Origin of the sequence: Pelotalea chapellei (assembly GCF_018531195.1) — a bacterium.
In the GTDB taxonomy this organism is placed as follows: Bacteria; Desulfobacterota; Desulfuromonadia; order Geobacterales; family Pseudopelobacteraceae; genus Pelotalea; species Pelotalea chapellei.
Map to the genome: position 1 here is coordinate 193,278 of NZ_JAHDYS010000002.1, position 20,152 is coordinate 213,429.

General features: G+C 48.8%; 9 protein-coding genes. All 9 read right to left on the reverse strand.

Annotation, left to right across the window (positions count from 1 at the left end):
- Window positions 1-365 precede the first annotated feature (365 nt).
- The 9 genes from KJB30_RS02780 to KJB30_RS02820 all read right to left on the reverse strand — a co-directional run bounded on the left by KJB30_RS02780 (window position 366) and on the right by KJB30_RS02820 (window position 20,124).
- Window positions 366-3,098, reverse strand: a complete 2,733-nt coding sequence (locus KJB30_RS02780; RefSeq protein ID WP_214296412.1) for a hypothetical protein — start codon at window positions 3,096-3,098, stop codon at window positions 366-368.
- Window positions 3,095-4,336, reverse strand: a complete 1,242-nt coding sequence (locus KJB30_RS02785) for an SIR2 family protein (protein ID WP_214296413.1) — start codon at window positions 4,334-4,336, stop codon at window positions 3,095-3,097. The genes KJB30_RS02780 and KJB30_RS02785 overlap by 4 nt, the downstream gene beginning before the upstream one ends.
- Before the next feature lie 81 nt (window positions 4,337-4,417).
- A complete protein-coding gene (locus KJB30_RS02790) occupies window positions 4,418-5,176 on the reverse strand; it encodes an HNH endonuclease (protein WP_214296414.1) in 759 nt (252 codons plus the stop codon).
- 15 nt (window positions 5,177-5,191) lie between these two features.
- Window positions 5,192-5,890, reverse strand: a complete 699-nt coding sequence (locus tag KJB30_RS02795; RefSeq protein WP_214296415.1) for an RNA ligase family protein — start codon at window positions 5,888-5,890, stop codon at window positions 5,192-5,194.
- A 2-nt stretch (window positions 5,891-5,892) separates the two neighbouring features.
- The gene (locus KJB30_RS02800; RefSeq protein WP_214296416.1) at window positions 5,893-6,444 is read right to left on the reverse strand and encodes a hypothetical protein; all 552 of its coding nucleotides are present in this window, start codon (window positions 6,442-6,444) and stop codon (window positions 5,893-5,895) included.
- On the reverse strand, window positions 6,425-7,753 hold the full coding sequence (locus tag KJB30_RS02805) for an AAA family ATPase (protein ID WP_246545471.1): 1,329 nt from the start codon (window positions 7,751-7,753) through the stop codon (window positions 6,425-6,427). Before KJB30_RS02805 ends, KJB30_RS02800 begins: the two co-directional genes overlap by 20 nt.
- Before the next feature lie 9 nt (window positions 7,754-7,762).
- Entirely contained in the window at window positions 7,763-12,031 is a 4,269-nt protein-coding gene (locus KJB30_RS02810; protein ID WP_214296418.1) for an Eco57I restriction-modification methylase domain-containing protein, read from the reverse strand.
- An 11-nt stretch (window positions 12,032-12,042) separates the two neighbouring features.
- Complete coding sequence (locus tag KJB30_RS02815; RefSeq protein ID WP_214296419.1) at window positions 12,043-14,838, reverse strand: DUF8741 domain-containing protein; 2,796 nt, start codon at window positions 14,836-14,838, stop codon at window positions 12,043-12,045.
- Window positions 14,839-14,844: 6 nt separating this feature from the next.
- Window positions 14,845-20,124, reverse strand: coding sequence for a DEAD/DEAH box helicase (locus tag KJB30_RS02820; RefSeq protein WP_214296420.1), 5,280 nt, complete (start codon window positions 20,122-20,124; stop codon window positions 14,845-14,847).
- Window positions 20,125-20,152 lie beyond the last annotated feature (28 nt).

Genomic DNA, 20,152 nt, shown 5'->3' on the forward strand with positions numbered 1-20,152 from the left:
ATTGCATGAATTTGCATGTCTTTGGGCTATATGAGTAAACAAACCGTCTGTTTTGTGGAATAAGGCAATGAAGGTATCACCATAACGGTGACCGTTCTTCTCTAGTGATCAGACATCCCACGGATAGAAGCTGTAGTACCGAGCCCTGTCTGTGACATTAGTGATTCCAGGGAGCATTTTGCCGTAAAGGCTGATGCATGGGGCTTGAACGGCCAGATGGCCCGCCGATGGCGTTTGGTGGTTTTATCCAGGAGGTGGTTGTGTCCATATACAAAATATCATGATTCTAAAAGAGCCTTTTTTTCACAATGGCAGCACCACTCAAATCCAAATCGCTCGAGAATTTCGAGATGCATTGCCAAGTTTTATCCTCTTCGAGCAGCAGTCGCCAATCGACGAAAAACTCGATCTTCGATAAGATTTGGAGCAACCTTACCGATTTGATCCAGAGCCATACCTAGGTCATGCGGCACTACGGCACCCTCAGATGTACCTACTGTTGCATCAAGAAGCTGTAAAAAAGCTTTGGCTTTTTTCTCATTATTTATTCTGGATAGCTTGGATTGATCACCCTCTTCGCCATATAACCCATAATCACCCATTGACCAACAATCAAACGGCACCAAGAAGCGTTCAATTGTTTTGACGGCATCGGCAAACGCTTCGCCCGACACAGATGGAATTTCAGCAAATGCCTTGCTGACTCCTGGGGAAACAAGAGAACGCTCCTGTGGCCAAACCTCTTGCAGAAATGGCTTTGCCGCTGATTTGAACAGTTCTTCTGGTGAATGAACAGCCTCCCCCGTCCTTACGTTAGACATGTCATGTATAAAGCGTTGCACGGCTTCAGCACCATAGGCACGAACTTCATCTTCTAATGACCGAATCATTTGTTGAATATTTGCACGCGGGACAACTGGATCACGGCCATTGAGATAAGCATGAAGGCACTCAACCATGATGCTAAAAACCAGGGAGTGTCGTGTGTCACGATCAAGCCTTATGTCAAAAGCTCGCATAACCATTGTATTGCCAATAATCGCAAGAACTTCCTTGAAGTGAGTACGACGAGCGATAGCACGCCAGAGGGGCAAGGAATCTGTGTTGTCTTCAGTCAATGGAGAGATCAAATGCTTACGAGTCCAGCCAGGATCAGCACTCATAAAATATGGCAAGCATTCTACCAGGCGATGTCTAGCTATTAGCAAGGAGTTGCCAGTTGAGTGGAAAATAGCTTCTCTCATTTTACGCAAAGGACTGCTACTACGGAATGGTCGATTGGCCGCCTTATGGAGATTTGGGCATGCAGCCAAAAATACTCCTACCAGTTTTCCTGCGGGTGTGTTTAACGTATCGAGGTCCCTATGTTGCTGGTCGTCCTTTAAATGCGCCACTGCGTTAAGGTGCAAATCCTCTTCTGCCGGCGGCACATTGTTAGTGGCAACAACGGCCATTTGCCACACCTTAAACCAAACCGTGTAACAATCGGAAGTTTTTGCCACTTGTTTTTCCCATACAGACAACCAATGTGAAATCCCGTTGATGGCTCTTTGAATCGTATCGTCCGGCAATTGCATGATGAGTGCAAGAACACGCTTACCTTCTGCCACAACATCTCTTCCTGAGAGACCTGAATCCTGCTTATTCGGAGAATGCGACCAGCCGAACTTTTCCCAAACTTTAGGATAATTACCCCCGCCATTACAGGTGCTTGCCATATCGGAAATTATTTTTTCCGTGTTCCCTTGCTCTCTGATCCAATCCGAAGCACGACCAGAAGGATTGCTACTCCAATCACGTTCTGCTGATAACGCCTTTTCGAGAAGCTTCAGCCTCTCTTCACCTTCGAGTAAATCATACTTGCTATCGGGTTGTGGTTTAACCCATGTTGCTTTGGCTGATTCAGGGAAACCTTCGTCAATACGGGTCATTTCAAGCAGTTCTTGGAATTTTTGAATAGTATGTTCCACCCAACTCTGGATATCAGGAGAGAGCTGCCCTCCTGCAATCTCAATACGTTTAAGTTCACGTACTGCCCAATACAATTGGGCATCCTTAACTCGCTCGGCTTCGGCGTCTTTTGGCCAATGATTGAGAGGAGGCCCCTTTAAAAAACGAGAAATGACCTTTTTTTTGGTTTGTTGATTAAGTTCATTGAAACGCCTCGACCTGAGTTCAGCAATTTCCGGATAATAATGCAAATCCCAGAAGCTTAGGTCATTCAGTGAGACAAGGAACTGCTCAACTTCAACGACGGGTGTAATGTGAGGATTGAATGAAAGGGCTGCCCAGAGACGAATATGATACGGAGAATTGATGTCCTTTAGCCTTCTTACAAAGTTGACGGCACTGCTCAAGTCGAGTTCTGAAAGCCGGACAACGACAGCATGAAGCAACTTAACCGATGGAGCTATCCCATGGTTGTACGCATCTGGCTCATCTTCTCCCTGGTCATGCCGAGTAGGTTGAACATAATAGGCTCGGTTGAGGCGCCCGATCTTCCAATAGCGATATTCTCCATCCCAACCAATGCGTTTTGCAGTATCAAGAGCACTATGAATTCCTGCTTCCAAATAAAATGCCAAAGACCATAAAAAATCTGCTTCATTAATATCTGCGAGTTTCAGGACCGTCAAATCGACTAGTTCAGCGCCACCTAATGTAGCCGAAAAAAGATCCTCGATGGTCTTCGGACGTTTTGGTGGTTTACGATATGACAACCGAAAGTTTGATAATGGCTTAAGTTCAAGACGAGGCCTTACAAAGTTGGCGATTTCTGCGGCAAGGGTTCCTGACCTTTCCCCTGAGTTCAACCTCCGCTTGATGCTATAAATGTCAAATCTGTCGAGATCGTCTAGTGTAGGATCATTCCAGCTATCTTCGATCAGTCTCCAAGCAGTATTCCATGGCTCTCTCATACCTTGACTCTGCCGCTGATCCAACAGCTGATAGACTGCCATTCGTTTAACAGCATCATTAGAGTAAAGACGAAGTGCCCATTCAACCGTTTCTCTTTCCTCAAGTCGGTGTTCTAAGAAAGCAATTGCCACTCGATATGCCGCAAGTTCTCTACCATTAAGTGCCCCCCATTGTCTCATTGGTGGGGCTCCGTACTATTTTCATTAATTATTGACATAATAGCGTCAAGCCATTCCATGTCCGCACCGCTTTGAGATGCCAACTTGGCCAAACGTACACGCTCATTATTATCAGCCCGACGAGCAAGGTGATCGACAAGATCGCGCTCCGAGTCGTTTACAGATTTCCGACTGTTTCTGACAATCCTTTTGAACACTGCATCAATGCGAACTTTGTTGACATTATGTGCCGACAAAATTGCCCATCGCTCCAATGTTCTACATAAAGCGGCGTGACTTTTCGCATCAGAGTATGGAATAGGTGTTATTCCTCGACCATACCAATCCTGAAGCTCAACATGATCAGGCTCTGAATCCCAAGCAACAAAGGCAAATCGCTCTTTAAGATCATCGAAACGTGTACCATCAGCGGCGACAGCATTAAGTAGGTATCTCATCGGTGGATCATTGGCGCTATACCCGACAAGCACAATATTGAACAACCGCGCAGCATCATAGATAAAATCCGGGACAACCCTTCTGCGTAAATAATACTCGCCAAAATCACGATCCGTGACGATGAGGTCCGAAATTCTGGCGGGATCGGGAGCCAAAGAACCATGGATATGGAGAACTCCAGCGAAATCTTCTTTACGACTAGGTCGAGGTATACCCCCATGAGCGTAGGATTGAACTTTGGGATTCGACTTTCTGCTGGTTTCTTCAAGAAGAAAGTCAAAATTGGTCGTTGCGATTGTTAATGCACCACCTCGATCAGCAAGTTGCATTAGCGCCCGATGGATAGGAGCTGGCTTAACTCCTTTTTTTCTCAACTCATTTGCAATGGCGGTTCTGACGCGACTTCTTGCATGGGGAACATCATCCATTCTGCGCTCAAGCATTCCCAAAACTACGTCAAAGTCTTTACGGACAAACCTTCTGACCTCTGCACACTGTTGATGATTTAAACCGGATAAATTCGGCTGCCATTGGTTATGTGCATCATGTGGGATTTTGTCGATGACCAAATGTACTGCTGAATCAAGTTGGGCGTAAACATCAAGAACAAGCTTTCGGAAATCTGGCAATCCGGCAGGTTTTGAAACACCGGCACCTGCTATGAACAAAACTTCACCACGTGCGTGCGCAAGAAGGAGCCGCTCTGGAATGGCGGCTAGACCATCACCTAAAGGTATAACGCGGTCGCTGGTAGCGGTAAATGGTTGGGACTGATTTCTAGTATATCTACGTTGTCGCATAAAGAGACTCAAACAATTCTGGTTCTTCCGCCGCTGCTTTCTTCATCATCGCTGCTTTCCCTTTACCAGTTTTCTCAGTTTTCACATTTGGAATATTTTTAATCGATGCCAAGCAAGGTAAGGTTCATGCTCTGGTGTAAGCCAGCGCAGAGAAAGCCCATCCTCCAATTGCAGGTTAGAAAGGTGCGGCGGAGATAGCTTTGGAGAAAAAATCATTTTCCCTGTAACATCAAAGCTAATCAGGCCACGGTCAAAAAGAGCATCAAGATTGGCCGATAGCAAAAAACCGTTGAATACATCTAGGCGCTCTTCATCGCTATCACAATCTGCCCACGGTTTTGCATGACTTGCCCGCAATACTTCAGGCAGATCGATTCGGGTCACCGCACAAGCTCCGGCCCAATAGTCTAGAAGGGCCTCACGGAAGATGTCCTGGCCGACACGCTGCTTGACCAGTCGCTCAACCTCCGTATTGTTCGGTAGGGTTCTTTCAAGCGCCTCCTTGACCCGGTCAGCATAGGTCTGTATAGCCAGTTTCTGCAATGATTGGGCAAGCTCTGCTGTACGGTGTAATAGTCGTGCAAGCTGATCAATATTTGGAACTATGATTCTGCTGCCTTCTTGAACGGTAATGTTTAGGGACCGGATAAGTTCTTGATGAATAAGGTCAGAGGAGATCTGAAGAAGGAAGCTGCTAGCAGTAGTGGAAGGAGTTACGCTGAGTTGAGCCTGATGACGCGCAGAAGCCAATACGACAATGGGGTCATAACTTTCGATGACATTTTCCCAGCCATTTTCCCGGCCGACTTTTTCGATCAGGGCACGTTCAAGGGTGTTCATGCGGATCTTACCCCGTTAGTTCAAAGTATGACACCAGTCCAGACGGTTCCATTCGATCTTTCGATTGCGCCAATGTTCGCCGATTGCCTGGGTAAAATCAGAACGCACCAGTTTTGCCCGCTCGCACAGCCAGTCACCCGATTCATAGCGCACCACTATTCCTTCCATGGGGCCATTACGAAATGAGCTGGAATGCTTATGGAGCAACTCCTTGAGTAATTCTACGGTTGCTTTTCCGCAGAAGACCTTCGGCACCACCTTTAAACCGAGCTGGTCGGCAAGTGCATTCCGTCGTGCAGATTTCCAAAATCGTTGTTCTTGTCGGTCATAGATGTCAAATACCAGCAGCCAGTCCGAAAGGCGATCATATTCCAGCGAATGACGTGCAGCGCACCACTCGCCAAACAAAATGAGGTGCTCTCCCAATACTTCAAACAGTGCCTCCTCACGGGGCTTGAGCCAGGAGGAAAGCTCTTTGAACTGCCCAGCATGAGGTTCCACCAGATACTGTCCACGGTTCTGGGTGCGAAGCACACCTTCAGGGCTTATGGATATTCCCAGATTAGCGCCATCCAGTTTCTCTTCAACGACAATCTCATGTGCAAGCAGAGCGTTGACTTCTGAAGCGGTCATCACCTTGTCATCGCGTGGGACTCCATTTCCAAGCCAAGTGATGTGAGCTGTATGAGGGAAACGAAAGAAAGAACTTGCCACAGCTACGTCCCCGATATTTTGTTAATGTACCAAGCATCCGGGAGAAGATGATCGCACTGAATGTCATATTTAAGCAGTTCATCCTTAATCATGTACCAATCAGATTCAGCCCCGTAAAGGATCGGGCATTTTATGCCTAAATAGTCCATTGCTGAAACTGCTGATGCAACCCACTTCCTATCATCAGTGTCAAAGACGATAGCAGTTAAATCGGCGGATAAAACACCTATTGGCTCACCAGATGAAGAGTCAACGTCAATGGGTACATATTTAACAAGCCCACGATCTTGTTTGTATTGTAAAACCTGAAACCCATACTCCTGGTCTCGCATGTGTGAGTTGAAAGCCATATTTTTTTCATATTCATCACGAATAAGGCACTCCTCATCCATGAGAACTGAATCGTCAGACAAATCAAACTCACGTAGCCGATTATAGATTAGCTCACGATACACAGGTTCTTTTGGTTCAGCTTCATCAACTAAAGCCGAGAGGGGGCTATGATAGGCACTCGCCGCAAGCATGACATTCGTATCAATCAGATAAGTCGGCATTCTTCAACCTCATTTCCTTTTGATACTTAATAGCCAATTCTGCTTGCAGCCGCGACTCACCGAGAGCATCTCCGAAGAAATTTTTCGGCCAATTTTTGATTCTACCCACTTCGTCAGCTATCAATTCAAGCAACTTTGCCTGTTTCCCGTCACGCTCGACAAAGTACATTGCGCAATGGGGTGTCGTGACATCCTTCTTGGCAATCAATGTCTGCATACGACGGAATAGGTGCTCCGAATGGGTTTCGATAATGAACTGAACTCCGCGTTCTTTACTCACAGTAGCGAACAATTCGGCCAGCAAGGATTCCGCCAGAGGGTGCAGGTGACTTTCAGGCTCTTCGATAATTACAATATGTCCCGGCTCCGCGTGTAGCGCAGCGACTATAACGGGCAGTACTTGAGAAACACCTACACCAACATCCTTGATATTTGAGGTTTCACCATCACGCTTGATCATCAACTCACATCGAGTAGAACTCCCAAGTTGCTTCACGCTCAGCTCGTCTGCAAGTTCCATCCTCTTCAGCCAGTTGCCTGTCTCAACAATTAACCTGGCCTCCGGTGGTGCCGGTTTTCGTTTTTTTGCAGCCAGGTTACCCGCCACACCACTTGCTATTAGGGCTTCTACAGCTTTATTGCCATCATCACCGATAGTCGTCGGCATACGACCGTTCCAGATGTAATCACGTTGTGCAAGGCGACGGACCGGACCGAGGTATATGATTCGACTCAACTCATCCAGCAACTGTGGCCCGATTTCAGCAATTCGACTGCCGTCTTCTTTAAGGCGTTCTATCGCCGCTGGTGAAAAGGCAAAAGAACGTATCGGACGAAAATCTGCACTTTGCCTACGACTGATTCTCTCTTTGCCGAGCCAAAGCCGATAAATACCTTCTTTCCGCCGCTGAACCATGAACCCTTGCCCATCACGGCCCAACCGCAAAGAGTCAATTGTTGCCGAGCCCGCTGGACCAAGACGGTATTTCGCTGAAAAAATGATTGAATCAGCGGCATCACCGGTTTTGCTCCAGCGAAACTCAATGCCAATTTGATCCCCATAAATGTGATTGGTGACGACATCACTGTAACGCCCAAGGGTGACAGAATCTCCCGCTTCCGGATTGCCAAAATTCAGATCCAGGTTTCGATCATCACCTTTTACGGTTTGACGAATCAGCAAAAGGCTCTGGATAAGGCTCGACTTGCCGGAGGAGTTGGTGCCAAGCAGCAAAGTCACGGGAGCCAATCTCATGGGGCCAGTGGTTTTCCATATTTTGAAGTTTTCCAGTTTAAGATGAGTGAGCATCACCCCTCCTCAATGCAATTCACCACGTTCCAGCGCATCCCAGGCAGCAAGCACCAGGCGTTGCGTCCGGTATTCGCCGAAGGCTTTTTCTTCGTTGTTTTTCAAAACCCTGAAGGTTTCACTGGGGTAGTCAGGGCCTTCTACCTCTGCAGGATCAAGGATGTACCTCAGTTCATCGCGGGTCAGACCATAAAGACGTGCGAAATAGGCATCCAGTTCCGCCCGCAGTTGGTCTCGGCGATCTGGATTGAAGATAAATGGCTCCCCAGAGAAGCCCAAATCTTTGGCCCAAAATTTTAGGTCTCTTGACGTATATGTTAGCTCTAACACCCTGCTGACAATGAATTCTATTGACTTCTCTGAATATTTATCGGGATTCAAAACGGGGAATTGCTTAATGTATCCAAAAGTCATATTGGTTCCACCAACTTTTTGGCGAACTATATAATCAAATGGTAAAGCCAGGAAATTACACAATAGACAAGCGAAGAGTCTTGCATTAGTTCCAGAGGAAACTAATGGCATAGAGTGGCCGACTCCGACTCTTGGTAATAGAGATGCGATAAATGTGCGCTCATCTGTTGTTCGGCATATATTCCGAAAACCCATTAACCACTTTGGACTTCTCACATCCATAATTTGGTCTGTAGCCAGCCAGATGTCATGCGATTCGCGCAGGAAATTAATTTCTGCCTCCTGTAAAGGAGAAATACTCAAGACATCTGCTTTAATCTTCAGATCACGCCAGTCTTTGGGGTCAAGTGGTAAAGCAGCAAAAATATCGCCGGCGATCTTAATAAGAGCGTTACGTGACTCATGGAATGATTCGATCAGCAGATCATCGCCTCGGCAGGATTCTACCCAATTGGCTATTGCATATAACAGCCCTTTACCGTCGCCCGCAACATAGGCTTGTGAGACTGCCCGTGGAACACGTGCAATACGAGCTAATACCTCTCGCTCTTTAACCCAATAGCGTGGACGAATTACAAAGTCAGGATTCTGTTTATCAATGAATTCAACATCCTTTACTTCTTCCTTCCCACCGTCAGTAACTACATAGCTGGCCCATCTATGATCAAACTGATGGATCATCTTGGCTTCGTAGAGGGGCAGGTGTTCTCCTCCGTCGTAGTCAGCAAAAAGATGGCTATCGTTGGACATGTGGAACATGGTGTTGAATCGTATGCTAAATGGGTTGATCTCTGGATTTTTGTCAGTTGCATCACGGATGAGCACTGGAATTTTTGTGTATATTTTTTTTGTGAGTTCAGCATCTTTTTTGCTGCGGAAGATGGGGCAAGTACTGGTATTTGGATTGATTAGCCTGAAATCATCACGTCCTAAACTGAATCGTCGGTTTTGGTCAGTCAATTGACTGGTCTGACTCAAATAAAAAGCAAAGTCAGATGATGACGTAACTCCTAAAGTTATCAAACAGAACTTATAACTTCGGTGGACCCCTTTAAAAATTTCCTCGCGATTTTCAAAGTCATAAAGGCTAACTAATTTACTGTGTAACGCAATGTCAGCAAAATATGCTTTCGTAGAATCATCGGTGGCAATACCCGTTGGAACTATGAACCCTGCTCGCCCGTCTTTAGAAACAATCTGACTAATAGTTTCAGCAAAGAGAGCATAGGTATTTACGTCACCTACACCGGTTAGCGGATAGCGCCCGCCATCATTGCCATCGAGGTGAGCATAAAGGCTGGCAGCCTCGGCGGTGCGGCGTCCAGTAATAAACTCATCATACAACCTTTGTTCAAGCAACCCTTGCTGCTCGTTATGAAGCAGTTCTGGATAGAGGTGCTTGGCCAGCATCCCCTCGGAAAGCCACTGGATGCGCTGGCCTCGTTCCGACTTATTTTTGGCCGTTGCCACATCCGGGTGACGAGTGGCAAAAAACTCCTCTTCCTGTAGCTTGATCCGCTCCCATGGCGGATTGCCAAGTACACAATCGAACCCTCCCCTGGCAAATACCTGAGGAAATACCAACGGCCAGTGCAGCACCCGTGCCTGACGACAATGGGTGCGTGCAGTCTTCAATCGAACGTCATGACTGCTATCGGAATGACCACCATAAAGCTCAATACCCAAGGTCTCACTGGTTGGAACAGTTTCGGGAGAAACTTTGTCAGACTTGACGATAAGGAATGCCCCCATGAACAGATCTGCCGAATGGGCCAGGTTATTGTCACCGGCTTGCTTCAGGAACAGTTCGTAGGCTGCTTCCTTGGCTGCGACCTCTTCAGGGGTTTCATCCGGCATTGCCTCCAGCTTGTCCAGCTGTGCCAGGCTGTCCTGCCACTCTTGCGGTGAAAAGAGTTCAGGACCATGTTTTCGGGTCCTAATAGATTTTCGTCCTGCCTTGTTGAGCTGCATGAGTGCCTTGCAGACCGTCTTGTCATCTCCTGAAAGCGGTTTGTAGGCGCCATCTGGAATCCCGGCAGCCATCTGTTTGAGGTCGGTTACACCGAGAAGAGCATCACCGCACACCAGGTGGTGATCAAGGAACGAGAGCGGGCGGCCCGGTTCGAATCCCTCCAACCATAAGGCTGTACGGGCCAATTCCAGTGCCAGAGGGTTACGATCCACGCCGAAAATGCAGTGGGCAATGACTTCACGCAGGGCGTGACGGTAATCGGAAGTTTTTACTGCACCATCGACCGCCTGGTACTGTGCCAGGCGTTCTGCCAACCGTCTGGCGGCAGCAAGAAGAAAATGGCCGCTGCCACAGGCAGGGTCAATGATTGTGGTCGTGAGCAGTGCTCGGGTCGGGTTCTCCGGCTGGGCAGCAAGACGCTGCTCGATGACCGGCTCCAAGGCCGATTTAATCAGCTCCTGAACGAGACTGTCCGGAGTGTAGTAGCTGCCGGAGGTCTTGCGGGCATTGCCGGCCGTGGAAGCTTCGTCACTCAGGTTTATGAAGGTGAACTTTCTGGCATGGAGATCCACATCCGGTACCAGTTCCAGAAGACTTTCATAGACAGAGCCAAGCTCTTCCGGTCCCATATTGCGGTAGTCGACCGGTGCCATGGCCCGATCAATCTGAGACCAGCGCAGGTGCCGAATTGCGGTGAGGAAGGCCTGATTGTCGAGACCGCAGGTATCAAGTGTCCCGCACTGTGCCGGCGCAAACAGTCCTCCCAATGGTGGCAGAGCCAAGCGGGATTCGCCTTTGACGAGACATCGGAAGACAATAAGCTGTGCTTGCCAGAGGTCATCATGCAGATCAAAGCCGGCGCGACGCAATGCCCGGGTACGGAGCCGCCTTAGGGAGTATCCGTCGGCGTAGGCTTTACGGGCTTTTACCCTTTGCGGTGTTTCATCTGACAGGTGGAGCAGTTCCCGTTCTTCAACCGTAAAGAGGAAGATGAGCCGATACACCAGGCGTAAGAGCTGCTGATAAAATTCATCCTTGGTGAAGCTGCCATCTTGGAGGCTTTGCCTGAGCGGTTCATTCTCATTGTGGCGGAGGAACCCTTCTCCCAATGCCATCAAGGCGCTGGTAACTCCGCGGCGTAACCCTTCGCGAACGCGGGTCCCCTGGGCCTGTCCTTCCTGCCGCCATTGCTCCCAGATACAACTGTTGCCGGAAGTGCCTGCCTGTCCGGCACGGCTGAAGTGCACTATCCGCCAGAGTGCGGCAAAGTCCGGATACCTGACATCAGACAGGATGGATTCGAGATCAAATTCAAGATAGCTTGGCCGGGTTAGCGTTGCAGCGTCACGGAGCAGGCGAAGTTGTAGGCCGTTGCTTACCAGCGCCCAGGTACACTCTGCGCTGGCGTTCAGAAATTCCTGGGCAAGCTGGAAGACGCTTTTCTTACGGCTGCCACTGCCTTCAACGGCAAAACGGGTATCTGTGTCGTCAAGTCCCAGATTGTGCGGCGCTACAAAGACTGGAACCCTGCCGGCGGCCATGAATGGCACCGGATACCGGCGGCCATTTATTTCAATTATTGCAGATGGCTGAAGGTCACTATAGCCAAAGGCATCGCGAAACATCTCCTGGACGAATGACCGGGTAATTGTTACGGCATCAACATCCTGTCGTTCCCTTTGTGCGGAAAATGATTTCCATTGCGCCTGGGCGATCTGGAAGGCGCGGCCATATTCGTCGTGCTGCTTAAGCCCCTTGGGGATCTGGTAATCTGCATCGGCTTGAAATGACTGCTCGCCGAGCGCCACCTTTTCCAACAGATCAGGGACGAACAGTGCACCTTCGAGATGCATGGAACCATATATAAAGCTGTCGTGGTTTTTTCTGGCCATGGTTACGGTCCTTACAACGTATCGGGTAACAACACATAGACGCCCATGACGTCCACCGGAAGACAGGGGCGCACTGTGTAACTGCCGAGATCGCGGGACGCCTCGCGGACACGACGATGGTCTGCCAGTAGCGCCTCCGCACGGGATGAGGCCATAATGTCAAGCTGGTTGTTATTTGCTTTCAAGAAATCTATGGCGGCTTGTATTTCCCGCTCCGTAAGCTCTGGTGAGAGGTTGGCACTGGGAGTGACATTCAGCAATGCCTGAAGATTGCCTTCATCAAGCCACTCCGGGTTTGTCCGTCCTCTTACCGCCAGGGCCGCCGTCTCTTCTGCCATGAGATGTCGTGTCTCTCCACGACGGACATAGCTTAATTGGTGGCGAAGCCGTAACAGATAGATGCAGGTAACCACATCAACCTCCGTCGTGACGGTAACGGCAGCTCGTGCAGCTAAAGGCCTATCATCGGTTAAGGCACTTTCAAGCAAAGTATCCGCAAGCAAGGATACTAGCGGATGACTGCGGTGGACAAATTGGGCACCGGTCACCGGTGGGTAATGAAAATCTATCGCCACAGGTTTATCGATTTTTTCATGCTCCAGTCGTTCGCGTAAGGCTGTCGGCAAGTGCTGTGGAAGCAGGCGGTAGGCCTTTCGCTTGTACGTCTCCAACGGGGAGTTCAGGCGGGAACTGGCATTGCGTACAAACCTCTCCACATCCTGTTCACCACCAAGGACAGTGAGCTGCTTGCGCCATTCTGGCAGTACTTCTTCCGGCTTCAATCGTCGTTGCGCAAAAACAGTGCGGTTGGCTCTGGCCCGCTCAAGTGCGTCATGCCATTGGCTTTCAATCGGCTTTAGATCAACACCAAGATCTCCGAAATCAAATGCCATCTGATCCGTTTTGATTCGGTTTCGCTTCAACAGCGCCGCCTTGATCAATGCCTGATTGATGCGCTGTTCATCCTCCGGCATCGGCACAAGAACACCCAGTTCCTTGCGAATGGCTTCAGCTTTCTTGAGAATGACATTAAGAATAAAGCCGTCCACCGGATTATCCTGACCGTAGAGCATTGTGCAGCGTACCTCGGGTTCCTTCTGGCCAAAACGATCTACACGGCCCTCGCGTTGTTCGTGACGGGTCGGGTTCCAGGCTAAATCGTAGTGCACGACCGCAGTGAACTGATGCTGAAGATTGACACCCTCGGAGAGGCAGTCGGTAGCTACCAGTACAGGTCGATCTGCTTCGCCAAGTTCAAACACGCGTGCTTCACGCTCTTCCGGGGTGAATTCGCCGGTGACTGCATCAATGGTAAAATCTTTAAAGTGACGTTTCAGGTGATGAGTCACATAATGGGCCGTGGCAATATAGCGGCAGAAAACAACCGGTCGGAAGCCGGCCTTCAGTAGTTCTTTCAGGTGCTGAATAAGCGCGGCGAGTTTGGGATCACCCTCACTTCCGGCAAGGCCTCGGGCTTCATCAATCAGACCCTGCAATCTGGAGACATCTTCTATCTGGGCTGCAGGTTCCAGGTCATTCGTCATCAGATCATCAGCATGACCATCATAAAGGCGTTCCTCGTCGGCAAGCGATTCCATATCTTCAATAGTGCCGGCAAGCCTGGTCGTGAGGGCTTTTTCTGCCGCAGCCGGGGATGACGCCACACATCTCAGGAGCGCCAAGGTGGCGTACCAGATCATTCTCGCAGCCTGCCCACTTGATTTTTCGGTACGATCAGCAAGTTCAATGCAGTATTCCTGAACCTCATCGAAGAAACGTCCCCAGCGACCAGTGAGGACATAGGTAACTTCTTTCGTCATTCGCCGTGGGAAAATACTGTCATCCTGCCATTCTTCAATATCTTTACGCCGACGTTGCACAAAATAGCGGGCAAGGTCTTCACGAAGCTCTTTTCGTACACCGACACCTGCACCCTGCAAGGTTGAAAATTCAGGTTTCAGAAGCGACAGCAGATTATGAAAGGCGGTGTCATCACCAGAGTGAGGTGTTGCCGTGAGCATCAATAGATGACGCGATTCGTCAACAACCAATCGCTGCAGGAGTTCAAAGCGTAGTTGTTTTCCTTGTCCACCAGTTGCGCACGTATGGGCCTCATCGACGATAATGCACTCCGGGGCTATGGCAAGAAAGTGCTCCCGGTGGCGCTCGCTCTTGATGTAATCAAGGCTGACCACAACGAATGGATGGTGGTCAAAGAGAGAAACCCCATGGGGGATCTCACGTTCCAATCGGTTTACACTGGAAGCGGTCAGGGCAACGGCCTTGATATGAAAGTGTGTCTGAAGCTCTTGTTGCCATTGCTCTACCAGATGAGGTGGACAGAGGACAGCAATACGAGAAATTTCGCCACGGTCCAAAAGCTCCCGAGCTATTAGTCCTGCTTCAATGGTTTTTCCGATACCAACATCGTCGGCAATCAGCAGCCGAACCGTGGGCAGACGTAATGCCATAAGCAAGGGAACAAGCTGATAGGCACGCGGCTCAACAGCGATATTTCCAAATGATCGAAAAGGGCCAGCACCAGCACGTAATTTGAGCTGGAGGGCATCACGCAGGAGCATGGCTGCGTCATGCGTACCGGCATGTTGGGGATTCGGCCATTCAAAAGTTGCAGTGTGTGGTGGGATAAGTTCGAGCCCTGGAAGCAATGTTACAATGTCGTCTTCTGAACCTCCCAACGGACGAAGTCGCAACAAGTCCTTCTCCGACTGGGGAAGTACAACCCATTCCCGGCCGCGAGCTTTAATTAGTGCACCAGCTGCAAAATCAATAAATGCATCATTCATAAGGCGTTATGCTCTCCCACCAAAAATTTCCTGATATTGTGAAAACAGTACGGGCCAGTCGGATTGATTCGGAGGGAAGATCACGACCCGATAACTACGGTCTTCTGCATATGCTCGCAAACTGTCGTCCGGGGGGGACAGGAAAACCAGTGTACGTGCTGTTTTGTACTGAGCGCCAGCTACCCCCTGACCATTATTTAAAGATACGTTGAGAGCATCAGGACGGCGTAACTCACGTCTCTCCAGCTCCTTGAGCCATGTGGCCAAGCGAACGTCCGAGTTCGACGAGTCAGCATGTTTCATGGGTGTATCAAGAAAAACACTGGAATTGGCAAGGGCAACCAACAACTTCAATGCTTTTGGATCTTGACGGCTGATTTTGTCGTGATCAGGCTGATTGTAATACGACAGCAAGCACTGGTAACAGCCAGCTTCACATATTCGTTCACCGTCTGATCGACGCAGTTCATGCTCTGCCAGTTGGTCAAAACTCCAGGTTGCCTCAGGTGCCTGGAAGTGCATCAACTTCAGGGCATTTTTTGCCACTTCTGCAAGTTGGTCAGCTTCACTTGCCAAACGTGTTAAGACACCCGCACCGCCTTCGGCAGCCTCATAGAAGAGGAGAGCGCGACGGTTATCACCGGTTGGAAGTGGTTCAGCAACCAGCTCGGCTTCCTCGATCTGGAATGTTTGCTCAATACCTCGTTTAAGCGAGGCTTGTAAGGTGGCCATAGCTTCATCAGTAAGAATTTGTTTCGGCGTCAGAATAAGAATATTACGGTGATCTTCCACAAACGGGACAATACGTTGCGGTTGTACCTTGTCAAGCAAGGCTTCATCTCCATTGTCACCATTTTTTTCTTCTTCCGGATTTTCCTTTTTGCTCCAGACGCCGGAAATCGGATTTATGTAGAAGCCGAGCTGTTTTTTGTCCTTACGCCGCCGCCAACCACGGTTTATCCGCCAGATGCGGGCTGCTGCGGCATAGGTCAAAGTCGCCAGTTCTTCATTGTCCAGAAGAACCCTAGCATCAGTTTTCTGGATGACACCATCCGGGCCGGGTAAAAATCGATACGTTGTCTGCAGCTCAAAACCTTGACGCTGGCGTTCTTCATCGTTGATCGTTATACGCTCAACCGGAATGGTTTCCACGGTTTCGATTCGATAGAGCTCATTTACTCGATCATTTTCAGTGAGCGGATTTTTACAGTTCTCGCACACATTTGCTGTTGGTTCTGGGCTGCTTTGTTCACCCATGTGCCCATAGCCACAGCAGGAACATACACGCGATGAAACGGTCGACAGGGTACTGCCGGATGAGACATGTTCGCCTGCACCAATGTTGAGTTTTGCACGTACGACACGATATGTGCGGCCCTCATGATAGATAAGGCTGCGTGGCCCAAATTCCGATAACGCCAGGAATCGGGGGCGGCTAACCATTGCCCCATCGTCGTCTCGACCATTTGTATTCCCACCTCGACCTGGTATCCAGGCCATGAGCGGCAAACGTGGAAAGTTATACCCTGGCAAAAAACCCTGGCTTGCCAGAAAACGATAGGTGTAGAAGTCGGTATTTTGTGTATTCTTGTCTTTCAGCAGAGTGAAATATTGCCTCGCAGCATCACCATATCTTCGACGAGCATTCTCCCGCTCACTATGGCTGGCAGCATGACTTTTTACTACGGCGTCAGCCATATCCATCTGTTTACGTGTAGCATCAAACAAATTGCGCCAGCGATCAAGAGATTGATCAAAGGCAATTGGCGCACGATTGATTACCTGGTCAACATACTGGTCATCAAACCATGGAGCTGTTTCTGGGCTTAATTCACTTGAAACTTCTTTCATTACTCGATGTGCCATAACACGAGCACGTTCCGATACGACGGGGTCAGAGAAGCGAGTCAGCAATTCCTGCTTAATGGGTTTGTCAGCTTTTTCAAGGTCGATTAGTGGGGCAATACTCGTGTCAAGCTGATGCTCTACATTGGCAAGCCATACAGCCTGAAGATGGCTTTCAATAAGGTCGCGATTGGTAAGATCCAAGGTAGGAGGTTTGACAACACCATGCACCATTTCATTCGCATTATGGAAGAACCATTGGTCATGAGGGCTCAAGGCAGCACAATAGGTCAGGACGAATGCTGGCTGCCCAGATCTACCAGCCCGACCGCTCCGTTGAGCATAATTTGCCGGGGTTGGAGGAACATTTCGCAGATAAACTGAATTGAGTGCTGATATATCAACGCCTAGCTCCATAGTCGGCGAGCAAAACAGGACCGGAAGACGCATCAATGGAGCTTCGTTGCCGGGATTTGCCGCCCATTCCTCTCGGTCTTTATTTGTGTAACGGAACCGGGATTCTAGAACCATGCGCTTACTTGCTTCTACCTGTGCCGTATGCTCATGTGCTTCAAACTCAAACAGCGGGTGCGAAGGCAGTGATAATATTTCAGAGACTGTCAGATAAAGTTGGCGAAAAAACTGATTGATACGATCTTCATCTTCAGAAGATACATCATGCGTCAGGCACCACTGCATAGCCGATGATTTCAATCGCCAGCCAACAACGTTCTTATCTATACTCTGCTTTTGTACATAACCGTAGTTACTGGCGGTTTCCAATAGACTTCCGAGGATCTCGGTAATTTCCTGATCCTTCCACCCAAGTGCCAGACCAGCAAAATCGGTCTTCTGCCAGAATTGAGCATTTTTTATGAGTCGAACGAGACGTGATCTCGGTCCACCTCCGACCAGATCCTCACGAGGTTTCCCTTTGTATTCTGGCCGCTTGCCGAGAATCAGAAACTTTGAAGTTGCAAGGCGCTCATCCTGGGAAAATGACCAACGCTCATTCAAGTAGCTAAACGCATTGGTTCGAGCCTTGTCCTGTTCCAACGAGTCCAAATACCGTGACTCAAGGCAAAGATTACGACGCAGATCATCAAACACTAACAGAGCAAGCTCTTTTCGTCCTTCAGGTGTCAGCCTTTGGAGCACTGAATGACCGGTAAATAAGCTGTTGTCGGCGCAAAATTCTTCGAGACCCAGATAGTCAATGCGAAGCAGTTTTAGCTGATCAAGATTAGGGTTATTGTATCGCCAGCCCTTTCGCAGGTCACGAAGCAATCGATATCCCAAAATAAAGCGAAGGGTGCGTTGTGCCTCCTGCCGTGCGAGCCCTACGAGTTTTGGGCTTTTAAGATATTCACAGAGGATACCTTCATCATTTTGATTAAAACCTAGAGCTTTAAATACAGAGTCTGCGAGGTTCTCCTCGGTCAAGATGTCAGTATTTTGTTTCAAAGCACCAATGAGGCCGGCACGGAGCGTGAGAAGGAAGATAAAATCATTGAAGTGGCCAGCCTGAAGAGCAGCATCTTGTCGGTTATCAGTAAAACCGAGGAGTTTACGTGGATCAGGAAGATGCTCAGGCCAATCAACAATTTTGAACAATTGGCGCAACATGGAGAGGGTCAAAATAGTTGTCGCTGATGAGCGACCTTCACCAGAAAGACTGGAGAGACGGTTTACATCTTTTCCGTAAGCTTCGTGAAGATGCCCGCAGTTTAAACAAAAGCGGAACTTACCTGGGATTAACCAGTAGGATTTCGCTGAAGTTTCATATCCTTGGGCGTCAATTTTTACCTCAAGCGGCACGGCATGCTTGTAATCCCGCTTTACTTTAGGGTCTGTACCGGAAAGGTCGAGCCAGTTGTCCGGGAGATCTTCAAGGTTGCCATGATAGTGCTGTTCTTTCTTCCTAGGAGCAAGAAAGCCAAATCGGACATCATCATCTTCACATGCAATATCTTCTATATCTCGGGGCACAAACCGACACGAGGCCCCTTTTTCCTCCCAAACGGGATGATACTCTTGCCCACATTCACGACAAAAATGGGTTGCATATAGGAACACATTATCCGCCTGACGTCCTGGTGCGAAACGTTGTGCATCCAGAGTAATATGTCGTTGGCCTTCTGCTTCAAGGGTGGCATGTACCTTTCCCGGGCCACTGATAAATTGATGCAGTTTGAAAGCAAAAGGTGGTCGTCCTAGAGGAGTTCTGACGCTATGGGCCGAGATCAGGAATTTCTGCAAAGCGTTTCGAGCTTCTTCCAGATCAAGTCCAGCGTCATCAGCCAAACGTTTTGATGCATCGGACAGTGTAATCGGCTTTGCACGTTTTGGCTTTGCCAGTTCCTTCATGTCTATGCCAAGCGTAAGTTCTACCCAAACTGCCAATGGGTCCCGTTGAAATGCACCATAATCAGGCCAGGCGAAAGTGCTAGATATTATTCGTTCTCTGAGGAGCGGAATGACGGCAGGCAGGTCCATGGAGCTATCTGTAACCCGCTCCAAAGTTTCGCCAATGACCTCGTGAGCGGTAATCGTGGCCCCAAAAAGCTTACTTGCCACCTCTGCAACGATTTGTTGTTGATCTTCAGTCGTGCCGGTACTCGACATGGTAGCCGATGTACCGATACAAACCAGGTTGCTCGCTTCAAGTCTCTGGCGCAATCGACGTACCAGCATAGCGACATCGGCACCCTGGCGACCTCGATATGTGTGTAACTCGTCCAAAACCAGGAACTCGAGACCACGACAGTGCTCGACGACCTGGCGATCTTTTTCCTCGTAACGGGTGAGAATGAGCTCCAGCATCATGAAGTTAGTGAGAAGTATGTCGGGAGGGTTACTGGCTATATCTTTTCTATCTTGATCTTTTTCTTGTCCTGTATACCTAGCTACGGTAAACGGTTTGTGATCGGGAGCATACCCATGTAAGAACTTGCCTAGCTCTTCAAGTTGGCTATTTGCCAGCGCATTCATTGGATATATGACTATTGCCCGAGTGCGAGGCGTTGGATCGAGTTCTTTAGCTTTGAGGATTCGATCTATAATAGGAATAAAAAAGGATAATGACTTACCTGAACCAGTACCAGTCGTGACAACATAACTTTTGTCTTCGCGTGCGTTTGCAATAGCCTCTAGCTGGTGTGTAAACAGATGTAAAGGGTTGGCCTTGCCATCGGGTTTGCCCTCCAGAAAAATGTCTGCACATGAATTATGCAAAAGGCCCTGCCGAGCAAGGTCCTGAACAGATTCTCTCCTTTGATAATTGGGGTTAATCTGGATCAGTGGTTCAGGCCAGTAACGACCAGCAGCGTATTCACTCTCCACAAAACTGCGGATATCTCCAGCCTTTATTCGAGTAAAACTTCTCGAAAAATCGCTATATTCTGCTATTAAATTATTACGAAATTCAAAGACATCTTCCATTATCAACACGCTCTTTTCCTGAAGGCTC